The following is a 16,467-nucleotide window of genomic DNA, read 5'->3' on the forward strand; positions in this document are numbered from 1 at the left end:
ACCACGAACGCCTACGAGGTTATACGCCCTGGCTGACAGAGCTCATGTTGAAATCCGGGATCCGCAGCGCCGGCATCGCGGCCCGGGTGAACCAGTCGCTCCACTCGCGCGGCAGCGTCTTCTCCGTACGGCCCGCCTCCGTGGCCCGCCGCAGCAGGTCCACCGGCGACTCGTTGAACCGGAAGTTGTTCACCTGCCCCGTCACCTCGCCGTTCTCCACGAGGTAGACGCCGTCCCGGGTCAGACCGGTGAGCAGCAGCGTGGCCGGGTCCACCTCGCGGATGTACCACAGGCAGGTCAGCAGCAGCCCGCGCTCGGTGGCCGCGACCATGTCCTCCAGCGAGCGGTCGTTCCCGCCGTCCAGGATCAGGTTCCCGAGGACCGGGGCGACCGGCAGCCCGGTCAGGCCCGCGCTGTGCCGCGTGGTCGTCAGGTGCTTGAGCACACCCTCGCCGATCCACTCCGTCGTGTGGGTCGGCAGCCCGTTGTCGAACACGGACTGGTCCCCGCCGGAGGAGTGGGCCACCACGAAGGGCGGGCACTCCAGGCCCGGCTCGTTCGGGTCGCTGCGCAGGGTCAGCGGCAGCTCGGCGAGCTTCTCGCCGACCCGGGTGCCGCCGCCCGGTTTCGAGAACACCGTCCGGCCCTCGGCCGCGTCCCGGCCCGATGCCGACCACAGCTGGTAGATCAGCAGGTCCGCGACGGCCGTGGGTGGCAGCAGCGTCTCGTACCGGCCGGCGGGCAGCTCCACGCGCCGCTCGGCCCAGCCGAGCCGTACGGCCAGCTCGGCGTCGAGCGCACCCGGGTCGATGTCCTTGAAGTCCCGCGTGGAGCGGCCCGCCCACGCCGAGCGGGTGCGGTCGGGCGACTTGGCGTTCACCTCCAGCGTCCCGGTGGGCTGGTCGTGCCTGAGGCGCAGCCCGGTGGACGTGCCCAGGTACGTCGACACCAGCTCGTGGTTGGCGAAGCCGTACAGCTCACGGCCGCCCGCACGCGCGCGTGCGAACGCCTCGCCGAGCGCCGGGGCGAAGTCGGCGAAGACCGCGGAGGAGGTCTCGGCGGGCGCGTCCGTGAAGTCCGGCGACTGCGGCACCCCGCCGACCAGCGGCTGTGCGTCCTCGGCGGGCCCTGCACCGCGCGCCGCGGTCTCGGCGGCCCGCACCAGCGGCTCCAGCTCCTGAGCGGTGACCGCCGAGCGCGAGACGACCCCGGAGGCGGTGCCCTCTTTGCCGTCCACGGTCGCGATCACGGTGAGCGTACGGCCGCGCGTCACGCCGTTCGTGGTGAGCGCGTTGCCCGCCCAGCGCAGGTTGGCCGTGGAGTGCTCGTCGGCGATGACGACACAGCCGTCGGCCCGGGACAGCGCGAGCGCCTGCTCGACGATCTCGTGCGGCTTGTTCGTACGGGCGCTCATCGACCGGCCTCCTGCGTGGTGTTCAGAATGTTGACGCCCCTGAAGAGGGCGGACGGGCACCCGTGCGACACCGAGGCCACCTGCCCCGGCTGGGCCTTGCCGCAGTTGAAGGCGCCGCCGAGGACATAGGTCTGCGGACCGCCCACGGCGGTCATCGAGCCCCAGAAGTCGGTCGTGTTCGCCTGGTACGCCACGTCCTTCAGCTGACCGGTGATCCGCCCGTTCTCGATCCTGAAGAAGCGCTGCCCGGTGAACTGGAAGTTGTACCGCTGCATGTCGATCGACCAGGACCGGTCGCCGACCACGTAGATGCCCCGGTCGACGCTGCCGATCAGGCCTTCCGTGGACAGGCCCGCCGGGTCCGGCCGGAGCGAGACGTTGGCCATGCGCTGCACCGGCACATGCGCGGGGGAGTCGGCGTACGCGCATCCGTTGGAGCGGTCGAACCCGGTGAGCCGGGCGATCCGCCGGTCCAGCTGGTAGCCGACCAGCGTGCCGTCCTTCACCAGGTCCCAGGACTGTGCCTCGACGCCCTCGTCGTCGTACCCGACGGTCGCCAGGCCGTGCTCGGCGGTGCGGTCGCCGGTGACGTTCATCAGCTCGGAGCCGTAACGCAGCTTGCCCAGCTGGTCGAAGGTGGCGAAGGAGGTGCCGGCGTAGGCGGCCTCGTAGCCGAGCGCCCGGTCCAGTTCCGTCGCGTGCCCGATGGACTCGTGGATGGTCAGCCACAGGTTGGACGGGTCGACGACCAGGTCGTACAGGCCCGGCTGCACGCTCGGCGCCCGCATCTTCTCGGCGAGCAGCTCCGGGATCCGCTCCAGTTCGTCGTCCCAGTCCCAGCCGGTGCCGGTCAGGTACTCCCAGCCCCGCCCGACCGGCGGCGCGAGGGTCCGCATCGAGTCGAACTCGCCGCTGGACTCGTCCACCGACACGGCGGTCAGCTGCGGATGCAGCCGTACCCGCTGCTGGGTGGTCACGGTCCCGGCGGTGTCGGCGTAGAACTTGTTCTCGTGCACGGTGAGCAGGGAGGCGTCCACGTGGTTGACGCCCTTGGCGGTCAGCAGTCGCGTGCTCCAGTCCGCCAGCAGCGCGGCCTTCTCCTCGTCCGGCACGGAGAACGGGTCGATCTCGTACGACGACACCCACGTGCGGTCCGCGTGCACCGGCTCGTCGGCCAGCTCCACCCGCTCATCGGACCCGGCGGCCTTGATGACCTGCGCGGACAGCTTGGCCATGGCCACCGCCTGCGAGGCCACCTTGGCAGCCGCATCCATGGTCAGGTCCACACCGGAGGCGAAGCCCCACGTACCGCCGTGCACGACCCGCACCGCGTACCCGAGGTCGGTGGTGTCCGACGACCCGGCGGGCTTGGCGTCCCGCAGCCGCCAGGACGCGCTGCGCACCCGCTCGAACCGGAAGTCCGCGTGCTCGGCCCCGAGCGCACGCGCGCGTGCCAGAGCGGCGTCGGCGAGGGCGCGTAGGGGGAGTGCCAGGAACGACTGATCGATTTCATGGGGCACGGGTGGGAATCCCTTCGGTGCTCGCCTGTGATGACCGTCGCAGGCAGTGAATCACGTCTCACTCCCAGGGTTCTCCCGAAAAAGCACGGGGGTCTCCGGCCGGAGCGCACACACGACTCCCCGGCGCGCTCGACTCCGACGGCACTACGGTGAGCCCATGGTCGGCAAGCACGGTAAAGCGGGCAAGAACAGGATGAGGCGCAGGAGCGGGCGCGCCACCGCTCTGCGTCCGCCACGCCCGACGCCCACTCCCACGCAGGCCGCTGCGGAGTTCGAGCGGCTGGCCGAGCAGCACCCCGAGGAGCGGGAGGACCTGCTGCGGGAAGCGGCCGAGGCGTGGAGCGACGCGGGCGAGCACGAGCGCGCGGTCGCGCTGTACGAACGATTGCTGGACCCGCTGGGTGAGGGAAGCCGGGAGCCCGATCTTGTGGACGCGTTGCGCATCAATGCGTTGTGGGACGCCGGGCGCCGGGACGAGGCCCGCGCGGCGGCCGCAGCGTTCCGCAAGCGCCATCCCCGGGACGGGGGCGCCTGGATGTTCGTCGCCGAGGTCTTCGAGTCCGCGCACGAGACGGCGACGGCGGCCGAGTGGTACACGGCGGGCATCACACACGTCCTGGGCGCCGGTACGACGGTGACGGCCGACGCGGTGGAGGACTCTTCCGACGGCTTTGACGTGGAGACGCTCCTCATCGGCCGCCACCGGGTGCGGCGTCTGCTCGGCGAGCCGCACGACGACTGGGACGATGTGGCGGATGAGCTGCACGAGCGGCGCGCATCGCCCCTGCAGGGGCGGATGCACCCCCTGGACATACTGCACGATCCCGTCCGACTTGCGAGGTTGGCGGAGGGCGGTCCCGATGCCCTGGAGGCAGAGTTCGCGGAGCTCGCGGACGCGATTGCCGAGGACCGGGCGGTGCGCACCGGCCCCCAGGCGACGTGCGTGCTGTTCTGGCCGCGGGAGGAGTTCGACCGCATGCTGCAGCGCTGGCCGTCCGCCGTGGATGCGTACGGCGATGACCATGCCGCCCATCTGCGGCAGGTCGAGCGCACCCTGCGGGACCTGTCGGACCAGGGCGGCAGCCGCCTGGCGGTCGGCCGGGCAACGGTGAGCGGTCTTGACGCGCACGTGCGCGAAACGGGCGGGTCCCCCCACACACCGGCCGCGCGGTCCGCGTACGCGGCGGAACTGGCTCGCACGGGCCAGGCCCACGACTGGCCCCCGCCACGCAACGGCCTCTGCTGGTGCGGTTCCGGACGTAAGTACAAGAAGTGCTGCGGGAACCCTGCGAACCGGTGATCGGCGCCTCGGGCCGTTGCCGGACAAGGGCGAGGCGACTCGTCGGCGCTGGTCACCTGGATGACCCGGCGCAGCCACTGGGCCGAGTTGGACGCCTTCCTCGGCCAACGCGCCACTCAGCCACTCGCCACCAGCACGCTCGGCTTCGTGGAGACCGTAGGGACCCCGATCGACTGTAGAAACCCGACAGTGACTACCGCCCGCCACTGTCGGTGCCCGAATGCCCACGCGCCCGGCAGTACCGATAGGTTTCCGATGAAGCCGCCTGTCATCCAGGTGTCCGGGCGGGTTGTCCGACATCTGCAGACCGCTATCGAAAGGGTGATCCGTTGAGCCGCTCGGTTCTCGTCACCGGAGGAAACCGGGGCATCGGCCTCGCCATCGCCCGCGCGTTCGCCGACGCCGGCGACAAGGTCGCGATCACGTACCGCTCGGGTGAGCCGCCGGCCGCCCTGACGGAATTGGGCTGCCTGGCCGTCAAGTGCGACATCACCGACCCGGAGCAGGTGGAGCAGGCCTACAAGGAGATCGAGGAGCAGCACGGTCCGGTCGAGATACTGATCGCCAATGCCGGTGTGACCAAGGACCAGCTCCTGATGCGCATGTCCGAGGAGGACTTCACCTCGGTCATCGACACCAACCTCACCGGCACCTTCCGTGTCGTCAAGCGCGCCAACCGCGGCATGCTCCGCGCCAAGAAGGGCCGCGTCATCCTGATCTCGTCCGTCGTCGGCCTGCTCGGCTCGGCGGGCCAGGCGAACTACGCCGCCTCCAAGGCCGCCCTGGTCGGCTTCGCGCGCTCCCTCGCCCGTGAGCTGGGCTCGCGCAACATCACCTTCAACGTCGTCGCGCCCGGTTTCGTCGACACCGACATGACCAAGGTGCTCAGCGACGAGCAGCGCCAGAACATCGTCTCGCAGGTGCCGCTCGGCCGCTACGCGCAGCCGGAGGAGATCGCCGCGACGGTGCGGTTCCTCGCCTCGGACGACGCCTCGTACATCACTGGAGCCGTCATCCCCGTTGACGGCGGACTGGGAATGGGTCACTGATCACCATGAGCGGAATCCTCGAGGGCAAGCGCGTCCTGATCACCGGCGTGCTGATGGAGTCCTCCATCGCCTTCCACGCGGCCAAGCTGGCCCAGGAGCAGGGCGCGGAGATCATCCTGACGGCGTTCCCGCGGCCCACGCTGACCGAGCGCATCGCCAAGAAGCTGCCGAAGCCCACCAAGGTCATCGAGCTGGACGTCACCAACGACGAGCACCTCGGCCGGTTGGCCGACCTCGTCGGCGAGGAGCTGGGCGGCCTCGACGGCGTCGTGCACTCCATCGGCTTCGCGCCGCAGGACGCGCTCGGCGGCAACTTCCTCAACACGCCGTTCGAGTCGGTGGCCACCGCCATGCACGTCTCGGCGTACTCCCTGAAGTCGCTCACCATGGCCTGCCTGCCGCTGATGCAGAACGGCGGCTCGGTCGTCGGTCTGACCTTCGACGCGCAGTTCGCCTGGCCGCAGTACGACTGGATGGGCCCGGCCAAGGCCGCCCTGGAGGCCACCAGCCGCTACATCGCCCGCGACCTGGGCAAGCAGAACATCCGCTGCAACCTCATCTCGGCGGGCCCGATCGGCTCCATGGCCGCCAAGTCCATCCCGGGCTTCGGCGAGCTGGCCTCCGTGTGGGACACCCGCTCCCCGCTGGAGTGGGACCTGAAGGACCCGGAGCCGGCCGGCAAGGGCATCGTCGCCCTGCTGAGCGACTGGTTCCCGAAGACCACCGGCGAGATCATCCACGTCGACGGCGGTCTGCACGCCATCGGCGCCTGATCCTCGTACCCGACGCCCCGTTTCCCGCAGCGCGCGGGAAGCGGGGCGTCACCCGTTCGGCCCACCTGCCGGGCGCCCCGCGGCCCGGGCGGCTCACCCTGGATGGAGCGTTCACCTCACGCGTCCCTCCCCAGCCCGGCCGAGGAGGTCCCGTTGTGCGCCTGTCCCGAAGCCTGGCCCCGGTGACCGTGGCCGTGGCCCTCGTGCTCTTCCTGCCGTACGACGCGATCCCCTACGCGCGCGTGGACGACGGAAAGCCCCCCGCGCCGAGCCTCTTCGGGGCCGCCTGCCGTACGACCGTCCACGGCTCCCATGTGGTGGCCTACTGCCACAATCCCTATGTCGACACCGATCGCGTGCGTCTGCACATCGAGTGCGCCCGCTGGTGGGACATCGACACCGACAGCGCACCGGTGGACACCGGACCCGCCATGACCGTACGGCTGACGGGCCGGTGCTGGAAGGAAGTCCGCTCGGTCTGGATCAGCCACCAGAACGAGCACTGAAGCGGCTGGTTTCAGTCACCGGAAGATGCGTTGAACCGGCCCGGGCGGCACAGGAACGGATAGCTCGCGGCCTCGGCCGCCGCCGCCTCCGCGTCCCCGGCGCGGATCGCGTCCACCAGACGCGTGTGGTCCATGTACGTCTCCGGAGTCAGCTCCGCGCCCACGTCCGCGCGCAGCCAGTCCCGCAGCACCTCGCCCAGATCGGCGTACATGGCGGTGATCACGTCGTTGTGCGAGGCGGCCACGACGGCCAGGTGGAAGGTGGCGTCGGCGGCCACGAAGGCCTCCGCCTCCCCGGTCTCCCAGGCCGCCTCGCGCCGGTCCAGCAGCGTGTCCAGCTGCTTGAGGTCCTTCTCGGTGCGCCGCTCGGCGGCCAGCTTCGCCGCGGCCGACTCCAGCGCGGCGCGCAGCTCGGCGATGTGCCGGGGATCGGCGTCGGCGAACCGCCGGTGCATCACGCCGGCCAGCTCGCTCGTCGCCACCACATAGGTGCCCGAGCCCTGCCGGATGTCCAGCAGCCCGTTGTGGGCGAGCGCGCGGACGGCCTCGCGGACGGTGTTGCGGGCGACGCCGAGCTGCTCGACCAGTTCCGGCTCGGTCGGGATGCGCGAGCCGACCGGCCACTCGCCGGAGGTGATCTGGTTGCGCAGTTCGGCGATGACCTGCTCGGACAGCGCCGAACGGCGCGGGTGGCTCAGGGGCATGGCACACCTTCGCACGCGAGGCCCGGACGGGGGCGCCCCGGGGCCGGAATACCCAATGGACAACCAATCATCCCATGATTCTATGATGGGTCTCATGGCGCGTGAGGAAACCCGGACAGTGGAGACCCGTACGGCGATGGCACCGACCGAACGCGGAACGGCCGCCCCGACGAGCACCCCCGAGACGACCCCCGACGCCCACCGCACGCGCGCGTGGGCGACCCGCCTGGTCGTCGTCGGCATCGTCCTGTCCGCGGTGAACCTCCGCCCGGCCATCACGAGCCTCGGCGCGCTCCTGGAGGAGGTCCGCGACGGGCTCGGCATGAGCGGGAGCGTGGCCGGCGTGCTCACCTCCGTGCCCCCGCTCTGCTTCGCGGTCTTCGGCATCACCGCACCCCGGCTGGCCCGCCGCTTCGGTCCGGCCGCCGTGGTGTGCGCCGGCATGGCCGCCATCACCGCCGGCCTGCTGATACGGCCGTTCGTCGGCAACACGGCCGGGTTCCTGGCCGCCAGCGCGCTCGCCCTGATGGGCATCGCCGTCAGCAACGTGCTCATGCCGGTCATCGTCAAGCGCTGGTTCCCCGACCGGGTCGGCTCCATGACCGGCCTGTACTCGATGGCCCTCGCCCTCGGCACCTCCCTCGCCGCCGCGGTGACCGTGCCCCTGACCGACGCCCTCGGCGGCAGCTGGCAGTCCGGCCTCGCCGTGTGGGCCGCCCTCGCGGGCGCCGCCGTCCTGCCCTGGCTGCCGCTCGTACGGGAGCGTGGCGGCGAGGGCGCGACCGCGCGGGCGGGTCAGCGGGAGCGCGCGGAGCAGCGGGGGGAGGTACGCCGTGCGGGAGAACGGCAGGTGGGGGCGGCGGCACAGCACGCGCCGCTGCGCATCACCCGCAGCCGCACCGCCTGGGCGCTCGCCGCCTTCTTCGGCCTCCAGGCCACCGCCGCCTACATCACCATGGGCTGGATGCCGCAGATCTTCCGCGACGCCGGCGTCCCGGCCGGCACCGCGGGCGTGCTGCTCGCCGTCACCATGGTGATGGGCGTGCCGCTGGCCTTCGTCATCCCGCGGGTCGCCACCCGGCTGCCCCACCAGGGGCCGATCGTGCTGGTCCTGGGCGTGTGCGGGCTCGCCGGATACGCGGGCCTGTACTTCGCGCCGGCCGCCGGAGCCTGGGCCTGGGCGCTGCTGCTCGGCGTCTCCAACTGCGCCTTCCCGCTGGCCCTGACAATGGTCGGCATGCGGGCCCGGAGCGGGCCTGGCGTGGCCCAGCTGTCCGCGTTCGCGCAGAGCACCGGCTATCTGATCTCCATCCCCGGCCCGCTGCTGGTCGGCGTGCTCTACCAGCAGAGCGGCGGCTGGGGCCTGCCGATCGCCCTGATGACGGGCCTGATGCTGCCGCAGATGCTGGTGGGCTTCCTGGCGGGCCGCAACCGCACGGTGGAGGACGAGGCAACCACACGCTGACCTGGGACGGGCCGCGGGCGCGCGATGCGCTGACCGGCGTGGCTGGGGCTCGCGGGGGCGATGCGCTGAGCGCGGTGGGTGGGGTCGGATGGCGTGTGTCGCTGCCTTTTCCGCTGGGCTCGGAGAGGGGGCGCTGCGCTGAGCGGCGTGCCGTGGGGCTGGGCCGGGGTTGACGCGCTGGGCAGGGCGGCTCTGGCTGGAGGGCGCGAGGCATTACTCGCCGGGCCGGTTCGGAGAGGCGATGCGCTGAGCCTTCGGCCAAGGCCGAGGAGCGGTGCGCTGAGTCTCCAGGCAGGTCCGGAGCGGCGATGCGCTGACCCTCGCGGACGGTGACCGGGGCGGGCCCCGTGCAGATGGCTCCGTCGGTCTGCGGTGGACCGGTGCGGGACGGCCGAGGGATGAACCGTGCCCGGCGCTGCCTGCGAGGCGACTGTGCGCCCCGGCCGACCCCCGCGGAGCGGAGGGTGCGAGACTGGGCGCATGCAGCCTGTGCTCGACCCGAACCCGCAGAACGGCCAGAAGAAGATGCTGATCGTCTTCGGCTCGTTCTTCGCCATCTTCGTGATCATCGCCGTCATCGCGACCCTCGCCTCCCCGTGACGGCCGCGTCCCGGCCCGCCTCTTCCGGCGGATGGTGGGGTTAGCTCCACCATCCCCTAGGGGGAAAGGGTCAGGGTCGACTGGGTGGAAGTCCGGATGGGTTGGCCGCCCCGGATTCCGTAGCTTCGAGATGTGACCGCACGACACGGTCACGGACCCGCTCGAAGACCCACGGAGGCGATCATGCCGGCCCGCACCCACTCCCGGCCCCACCCGGCGACCACGGGCGGCGTCGACATCCGGCTGCCCTGGTGGGCCCTCGTCCTCCCCGCGCTCGCCTTCATCGCACTGCTGGCGCTGATACTGAACCCGTCGGACGCCCACGCGGCGAGCGGCGACCCGGCGATCACGCACCTCTTCGAGCGCGCCCAGCAGCTCCTCACGCGCTGACCAGGAGCCTCCGTACGCGGTGAATCCGCATGTCAACTACCTGCGCCCCATGGCCTGTTTCATGCGAAGCTGGGTCCCATGAGCGCCGCAGAACCTCGCAGTATCGTCCTCCTCCGGCATGCCAAAGCCGACTGGCCCCAGGTGTCCGACCACGAGCGCCCGCTCGCAGAGCGCGGCCGCAAGGACGCCGCGGTCGCCGGACGCAAGCTGGCCGACACCGGCATCACCTTCGATCTCGCCCTGTGCTCCACCGCCAACCGGACCCGCGAGACCTGGAAGCTCGCCGTCCACGAACTGGCGCACCGGCCGAAGACCGTCTACGAGGAGCGGGTCTACGAGGCCTCGCCCGGCGAACTGATCGCCGTGCTGAACGAGACTCCGGACGACGTGCGGAACCTGATCCTGATCGGCCACAACCCGGGCGTCCACGGCCTGGCCGACATCCTGTCCGGCACGGCCGAGGGCGACGCCCGCGACCGGATGAACCGCCGTGGTTTCCCGGCCGCCGGTTTCGCGCTGCTGTCCTTCGACGGCCCCTGGAAGAGCCTGGAGCCGGGCGTGGCCACGCTCACGGACTACTGGGCGCCCGCCGAGTGACCCCACCCAAGCGCGAGGGCCCGGCACCGCACAGGTGCCGGGCCCTCACGCATTCAGGCCTGCTCAGCCCTCGTCGTGCGTATCGGCCGCCTCGACCTCTTCGCGGGTGACGCCCAGCAGATACAGGACCGTGTCGAGGAAGGGGAAGTTCACCGCCGTGTGCGCCGCCTCGCGGACCACCGGCTTGGCGTTGAAGGCGACGCCCAGACCGGCCGCGTTCAGCATGTCCAGGTCGTTGGCGCCGTCGCCGATCGCCACCGTCTGCGACAGCGGCACCCCGGCCTCCGCGGCGAACCGGCGCAGCAGCCGGGCCTTGCCCGCGCGGTCCACGATCTCGCCGGTGACCCGGCCGGTGAGCTTGCCGTCGACGATCTCCAGCGTGTTGGCCTGCGCGAAATCCAGGCCCAACCGTTCCTTCAGATCGTCCGTGACCTGGGTGAAGCCACCGGAGACGACCCCGACCTGGTAGCCGAGCCGCTTCAGCGTGCGGATCAGGGTGCGGGCGCCCGGCGTCAGCCGGACCTCGTTGCGCACCTTCTCCACCACGGAGGCGTCCAGCCCCCTCAGCAGCGCCACGCGCGCGTGCAGCGACTGCTCGAAGTCCAGCTCCCCGCGCATCGCCGCCGCCGTGACCTCGGCGACCTTGTCCTCGCAGCCGGCGTGCGCCGCGAACAGCTCGATGACCTCGTCCTGGATCAGCGTGGAGTCCACGTCCATGACCACCAGGCGCTGAGCGCGCCGGTGCAGACCCGCCGCGACGACCGCGACATCGACACCCAGTGCCGCCGCGTCCGTGACCAGGGCCGTGCGCAGCGGCTCGGTCTCCACGCCGGAGACCGCGAACTCCACTGCCGTCACCGGGTACTTTGCGAGCCGGAAGATACGGTCGATGTTGCCGCCGGCCTTCGCGATCCGGTCGGCGATGGCGGCCGTCGACTCGGCGGTCAGCGGATGGCCGAGGACGGTCACCAGCGAACGCCCGAGGCCACGCGGCCGGTTGTCACCGTGCCCCGAGATGATCTCCGCCTGCATCTTCATCGACTCGGCCCAGCTGTGCACGGTGGCCCTCAGATCGCCCTCCAGGCCGGCCGGCGGCTGCGTCACCAGCGCGCACAGCACCAGCCGGCCCCGGGTGACGACCTGCTCGATGTCGACCACGTCGACGAGGTAGGCGGCGAGGGTGTCGAAGAGACCCGCCGTGATGCCCGGCCGGTCCTTGCCGAAGATCTTGACGAGGAGGGTGGGGACCTCGGGGGTCTGTTCAGCGGAGGTCTGCAAAGCGCTCATGGTGTCACCACCGTATCCGGCACCCAGTGCCGTACGCCGTCGAGGTCCGACTGACGGACACGGAACAATGGATGTCGCGCCGGTGTCAGGGATCTTGCCGCCGGGAGACACCGCCCGCCCCCACGCGGCGATCCCCGGCTTCACCACGACTGTGCCACGAGATGCCCCGACGGGCAGGACGTGCGCTTGTGCACGCCCCGGCCGGCTCACCCCCGACGCTTCGGCTTCCCCGGCGGCGGAGGGGGCGGCGGTGGCCATTCGGTACCGTCGGGACCCTGCGAGCGATCACCTCGCCGTGCCGGGGGACGGCGCCGGGCCGGCGGGGGAGCGGAGTCGAGTGGGCGGGCGATGGTCGGAGCGCCGTACATGTCGTCCCCGGCGGACGTCGGCCCGGCGCCCGGTGGCTCCTCGCGCAGGTCCTGCGGCACCTGAAGGTCCTTCGGCACCTGGAGATACGGATTCGTGTCCGGGTTCGGCGGCCGGTACGGCGCGCTCGGCGCATACGGCCCGACACCGTCGCCGCGTCCGGAACGACCGTCACCGGGCCCACCGTACGGCGCGGCCTCTGCCGCACCCGCCCCGCCCCCCGGCACCCCGCGCGCCGCCCAAGCCGCCCGCCCCCCTGCCGCCCCCGTCGCCCAAGCCGTCAGGGCCCCGATCGCCCCGGCGCCCGCGCCCCACGCCGCGCCGAGGAGCAGGGCCAGGCCGAGGCGGCCGTGCAGTTCGAGGCCGGCGTCGAAGGCGTCGAAGCCGAGCACGGACAGGGACGAGGTGACGGACACGCCCGTCAGCCAGGCGAGCAGGGGCAGGGCGAGGGCGGTGGTGATGCCGAGGCGCAGTCCGCACCGCGCGGCGAAACCGAGGGCGCTGTCGGCCTGCCGTACCACCGGCGTGCGGACCGCCGTCAGGACGCCGGCCAGCAGCATCGCCAGGGCCGCGGCCAGGGCCAGCAGCCATACCCGGCGGTCCAGGTCGGCGAGCCGGCCCAGTGTCACGGGCTGATCGGTGCCCGCACCGAGGAGCCGGTCCAGCGGATGGGGGAGGGACCTGCCGAGGATGCCCGAGGCGTGGCCGTCCCAGGGGACGAAGAGACCGAGGGGGAGGCCGAGCCAGACCCCGTTCGGCGCGCCGAGCAGGGCCGCCCCGGCGATCCGCCCGGGATGGTCGTCGCCGATCGCCGCGTACGCCGCCGCCGCGAGCCCCGCCGCCACGGCCACCAGCAGCACGGTGACGAGCGCCGAGACCGCCGGCCGTACCGCCCGGTGTACGACGGACCAGCCCGGTGGCAGGGGAGCGCGCCGGGAGGCGAGCAGGGCGATCAGCAGGACGCCGGCACACCAGAGCGCGCCGCCGAGCAGCGTGGCCGTCGTGTCCACGGTGAAGCCGACCGCGGCCTTGGCATGGACGAGGTCGCCGATCCGGTCCGGCAGCAGTCCGCCCACATCGCCGAGGCCGGGGATGCTCAGTCCGCCGCCTCCCTTGCCGCCCGTGCCCGGCAGCCTGTCCAGCCCGAGCGAGCCGCCGTCGATGGTGACGACGTCGTGACCCGCCCAGCCGAGACCGCCCAGCAGTGCGACGAAGAGCGCGACCACCGTGCCCGCGCGGGCGAGGAGTTCGGCGGGTGCGACGACAACTCCGGCCGTGCGCAGGGACCGTAGGAAGAACCATGACAGCAGCAGGGCACCGGCCAGGCTCACCCCGAGTGGCGTGATCTCGATGGCGGTGTGGGCCGCGGCGCCTTTCAGTCCGAAGGCGGACACATCGCCCGACGGCGTGACCGAGCCACCCACCCCCAGCGCCACAACTGCCGCCGTCATGGGGCCGAGTGAGCCGGCCGCGTCCGCCTTCAGCAGATGCAGACCGAGCGCGGCCGTACCCGCCATGCCGATCAACGCCCAGCTCGCCGCGGCGATCGCGGACAGCAGGACGTCCTTCCAGGGCACCGTCGTGGCACGCGGCGCGGTCTCGGTGCTCGTGGCAGACCTCATGGCACACCCCCCGATCCGCGGCGCGGCACCGGAGCCGCGCTTGTCCCCCTCGCCGGGATTACCACTCTCCGGCCCGGTTTCAACCCCGTCAACGGGGCGAGTTGAAGCGTGCGCGGGCGCCCGTTGACAAGGCCCGGGTTTCGGTCAGCGGGCCGGGCCTGAAATAGTTCCCCCCGATGTTCGACATCCCTAGACTCCCTGTGATGGGGGTAATTCGGGGGACAACTCAGTGGGGCATGGAGTGCCGGAACTCGTACTGGAATCAAACGGACGGACCTGGACGTTGGACCCGTCCAGGCCCTACACCCTCGGCCGCGATCCGCAGGGTGACATCGTCTTCGACGACGCCAGGGTGTCCTGGCGGCACGCCACGGTCAGCTTCAACGGCCGCAGTTGGGTCATCGAGGACCATGGCAGCACCAACGGCACGTTCGTGCAGGGCCGGCGGATCCAGCAGATGGAGATCGGGCCGGGCGCGTCGCTGCACCTCGGCAACGCGACCGACGGACCGCGGTTGAACCTGTCGGGTGCCGCGGCCGGTCAGCAGCAGTCGGCGCCGTACGCCGCGCAGGGCGCCGGAGCGCCGGGCTGGGCCCAGCAGGCACCCGCCTCGCAACAGGCCGCGCAGCCGCAGGCACCGGCCCCGCAGCAGGCCGTACCGCACCAGGCGGCCGCGGGAGCGCAGGCCCCGCAGCAGGGCTGGCAGCAGCAGGCGCCCGCGTTCCCGCAGCAGGCGGGGCCCGCGGATCAGTACGTGCAGAAGACGCCCGGTGGTGACGCGGGGGCGCCGCCGGTCTACGGCGACCGCAGCCCGACCACGTTCCACCAGTTCGCCGTCGGCCGGGTGATGCGCATCGGCCGTGCCCTGGAGAACGACCTGGTCGTCTCCGACCTCCAGGTCTCCCGGCACCACGCGGAGTTCCACGCCACGCCGGACGGCCGGCTGGAGATCCGCGACCTCGGCTCGCACAACGGCACCTATGTCAACGGCCAGCCGATCCCCAAGGGCGGCTCGGTGCAGCTGGGCCCGGCCGACATCGTCGGCGTCGGCCACTCCACCTTCCGGATCGTCGGCGACCGGCTCGAGGAGTTCGTCGACACCGGCGAGGTCTCCTTCTCCGCGCGCCATCTGACCGTCACGGTCGACGGCGGCAAGCAGATCCTGAAGGACGTCTCCTTCGGTGTCCCGGAGAAGTCCCTGATCGCGGTCATCGGCCCGTCCGGCTCGGGCAAGTCGACCCTGCTCAAGGCGCTCACCGGCTACCGGCCCGCCAACCAGGGCGAGGTCCTGTACGACAACCGCAACCTGTACAAGCAGTTCGCCGAGCTGCGCCAGCGCATCGGTCTGGTCCCGCAGGACGACATCCTGCACAAGGAGCTGACCGTCAAGAAGGCCCTGAAGTACGCGGCCAAGCTGCGCTTCCCGGCCGACACCACCGCCGCCGAGCGCGAGGCCCGCATCGACGAGGTGCTGCGCGAGCTCAAGCTCGACATCCACAAGGACAAGAAGGTCACCTCCCTCTCCGGTGGCCAGCGCAAGCGTGTCTCGGTGGCCCTGGAGCTGCTCACCAAGCCGTCGCTGATCTTCCTGGACGAGCCGACCTCCGGTCTCGACCCGGGCATGGACCGCGATGTCATGCAGCTGCTGCGCGGCCTCGCCGACGACGGCCGTACGGTCCTCGTGGTCACCCACTCGGTGGCCGAGCTCGCGCTGTGCGACAAGCTGCTGGTGATGGCGCCGGGCGGCGCGGTCGCCTACTTCGGCCCGCCCGAGGAGGCGCTGAACTTCTTCGGCTACGACAGCTGGGCCGATGTCTTCTCCGCCTTCGAGAACTACCGCGACTACGACTGGGCGGGCCGCTGGAAGGGCTCGCAGCACTACCAGATGTACGCCGCGGACGTGGACTCGGTCGCCCCGCAGGCCGTACACATGCCTCCGCCGCAGGCCATGAAGCCGCCCAAGCCACAGGGCTGGGGTTCGCAGCTGATGACCCTGATCCGGCGCTATGTGTCGGTCATCGTGTCCGACAAGGGTTTCCTGGCGCTGACGGTGATCCTGCCGGCGGTGCTCGGCGCGGTCAGCCTGCTGATCGACCACAAGAGGGGCCTGCTGGTCAACGCGGCGATCAACCCGAGGACCGGCACGCACATACCCAACGGCACCGCCACCACCGTGCTGCTGATCCTCGCGGTCGGCGCGTGCTTCGCGGGCGCCGCGAACTCCGTGCGTGAGCTGATCAAGGAACGGGTGATCTACGAGCGGGAGCGTGCGACCGGCCTGTCCAGGTCGGCGTACCTGATGTCCAAGGTGGTCGTGCTCGGCGCCGTCACGGTGCTGCAGGGCCTGATGGTCGGTGTGATCGGCTTCTCCAGCCGTGAGATCCCGGACCAGGGTGTCGTGCTCGGCGGTTCCACCCTGTTCGAGCTGTGCGTGCCGATCATGGCGCTCGGCTTCACCTCGATGATGGTCGGCCTGGTGATCTCCTCGCTGGTGAAGACCGCCGAGAAGACCATGCCGCTGCTCGTGATGTTCGCGATCATCCAGGTCGTCTTCACCGGCTGCCTCTTCACCCTGCACGGCACGCTCGGCGTCAACGAGTTCTCGTACCTGATGCCGTCGCGCTGGGCGGTGGCCGCGGCCGGCGCCACGCTGGACTTCAACAACATCGCCCCGAACACCGACGACCCCGGCAGCACCGATCCGCTGTGGAACCACACGGCCGGGGCCTGGACGCTGGACATGGTCGCGCTGATCGTGCTCGGCGTGGTCTGCGGCTTCTTCGTGGCCCGCTTCCTGCGTCGCCATGAGCCGGAGGTCATGCGCAAGTAACCGTGCCGGTACGACGCGAAGGGCGGCACCCCGCGATGGGGTGC

General features: G+C 71.4%; 14 protein-coding genes. 9 read left to right on the forward strand and 5 right to left on the reverse strand.

Translation table 11 applies throughout. The features are described from left to right. Positions 1–19: 19 nt before the first annotated feature. Together ACZ418_RS28160 and ACZ418_RS28165 are read right to left on the reverse strand one after the other, a co-directional pair. Positions 20–1,414, reverse strand: coding sequence for a metallopeptidase TldD-related protein (locus ACZ418_RS28160; RefSeq protein ID WP_468368260.1), 1,395 nt, complete (start codon positions 1,412–1,414; stop codon positions 20–22). Then, positions 1,411–2,934, reverse strand: a complete 1,524-nt coding sequence (locus ACZ418_RS28165) for a TldD/PmbA family protein (RefSeq protein WP_468368263.1) — start codon at positions 2,932–2,934, stop codon at positions 1,411–1,413. Before ACZ418_RS28165 ends, ACZ418_RS28160 begins: the two co-directional genes overlap by 4 nt. A 157-nt stretch (positions 2,935–3,091) precedes the next feature. Here ACZ418_RS28165 and ACZ418_RS28170 point away from each other — a divergent pair, with 157 nt between their 5' ends. From ACZ418_RS28170 to ACZ418_RS28185, 4 genes are all read left to right on the forward strand, one after another. Next, the gene (locus tag ACZ418_RS28170) at positions 3,092–4,234 is read left to right on the forward strand and encodes an SEC-C domain-containing protein (protein WP_468368265.1); all 1,143 of its coding nucleotides are present in this window, start codon (positions 3,092–3,094) and stop codon (positions 4,232–4,234) included. A gap of 329 nt (positions 4,235–4,563) precedes the next feature. Beyond that, on the forward strand, positions 4,564–5,283 hold the full coding sequence (fabG, locus tag ACZ418_RS28175; protein WP_453172279.1) for a 3-oxoacyl-[acyl-carrier-protein] reductase: 720 nt from the start codon (positions 4,564–4,566) through the stop codon (positions 5,281–5,283). A 5-nt stretch (positions 5,284–5,288) separates the two neighbouring features. Further along, positions 5,289–6,056 (forward strand): enoyl-ACP reductase FabI, encoded by a 768-nt coding sequence (gene fabI / locus ACZ418_RS28180; protein ID WP_468368268.1) that lies wholly within the window; start codon positions 5,289–5,291, stop codon positions 6,054–6,056. A 155-nt stretch (positions 6,057–6,211) separates the two neighbouring features. Further along, the gene (locus ACZ418_RS28185) at positions 6,212–6,562 is read left to right on the forward strand and encodes a hypothetical protein (RefSeq protein WP_468368270.1); all 351 of its coding nucleotides are present in this window, start codon (positions 6,212–6,214) and stop codon (positions 6,560–6,562) included. A gap of 11 nt (positions 6,563–6,573) precedes the next feature. Here the strand turns inward: ACZ418_RS28185 and ACZ418_RS28190 are convergent, their stop codons facing one another. Continuing rightward, a complete protein-coding gene (locus ACZ418_RS28190; protein WP_468368273.1) occupies positions 6,574–7,266 on the reverse strand; it encodes a FadR/GntR family transcriptional regulator in 693 nt (230 codons plus the stop codon). Between the two features lie 94 nt (positions 7,267–7,360). On the opposite strand from ACZ418_RS28190, the gene ACZ418_RS28195 reads away from it, so the two are divergent. The 4 genes from ACZ418_RS28195 to ACZ418_RS28210 all read left to right on the forward strand — a co-directional run bounded on the left by ACZ418_RS28195 (position 7,361) and on the right by ACZ418_RS28210 (position 10,318). Then, complete coding sequence (locus tag ACZ418_RS28195) at positions 7,361–8,731, forward strand: CynX/NimT family MFS transporter (protein WP_468368275.1); 1,371 nt, start codon at positions 7,361–7,363, stop codon at positions 8,729–8,731. A gap of 480 nt (positions 8,732–9,211) precedes the next feature. Then, positions 9,212–9,331, forward strand: coding sequence for an SGM_5486 family transporter-associated protein (locus tag ACZ418_RS28200; protein ID WP_279617406.1), 120 nt, complete (start codon positions 9,212–9,214; stop codon positions 9,329–9,331). Positions 9,332–9,514: 183 nt separating this feature from the next. After that, complete coding sequence (locus tag ACZ418_RS28205) at positions 9,515–9,721, forward strand: hypothetical protein (protein ID WP_468368278.1); 207 nt, start codon at positions 9,515–9,517, stop codon at positions 9,719–9,721. A 78-nt stretch (positions 9,722–9,799) separates the two neighbouring features. Next, positions 9,800–10,318, forward strand: coding sequence for a SixA phosphatase family protein (locus ACZ418_RS28210; RefSeq protein WP_468368281.1), 519 nt, complete (start codon positions 9,800–9,802; stop codon positions 10,316–10,318). A gap of 63 nt (positions 10,319–10,381) precedes the next feature. Here ACZ418_RS28210 and serB read toward each other — a convergent pair whose 3' ends face one another. Together serB and ACZ418_RS28220 are read right to left on the reverse strand one after the other, a co-directional pair. Then, positions 10,382–11,605, reverse strand: coding sequence for a phosphoserine phosphatase SerB (gene serB, locus ACZ418_RS28215; protein WP_468368284.1), 1,224 nt, complete (start codon positions 11,603–11,605; stop codon positions 10,382–10,384). A gap of 206 nt (positions 11,606–11,811) precedes the next feature. Then, positions 11,812–13,593, reverse strand: a complete 1,782-nt coding sequence (locus ACZ418_RS28220; RefSeq protein WP_468368287.1) for a streptophobe family protein — start codon at positions 13,591–13,593, stop codon at positions 11,812–11,814. Between the two features lie 241 nt (positions 13,594–13,834). On the opposite strand from ACZ418_RS28220, the gene ACZ418_RS28225 reads away from it, so the two are divergent. Beyond that, positions 13,835–16,423 carry an ABC transporter ATP-binding protein/permease gene (locus ACZ418_RS28225; protein ID WP_468368290.1) on the forward strand — a complete coding sequence of 863 codons (2,589 nt, stop codon included), beginning with the start codon at positions 13,835–13,837 and terminating at the stop codon, positions 16,421–16,423. Positions 16,424–16,467: the final 44 nt, after the last annotated feature.

The sequence above is a fragment of the Streptomyces sp. NPDC030820 genome, from assembly GCF_055572075.1.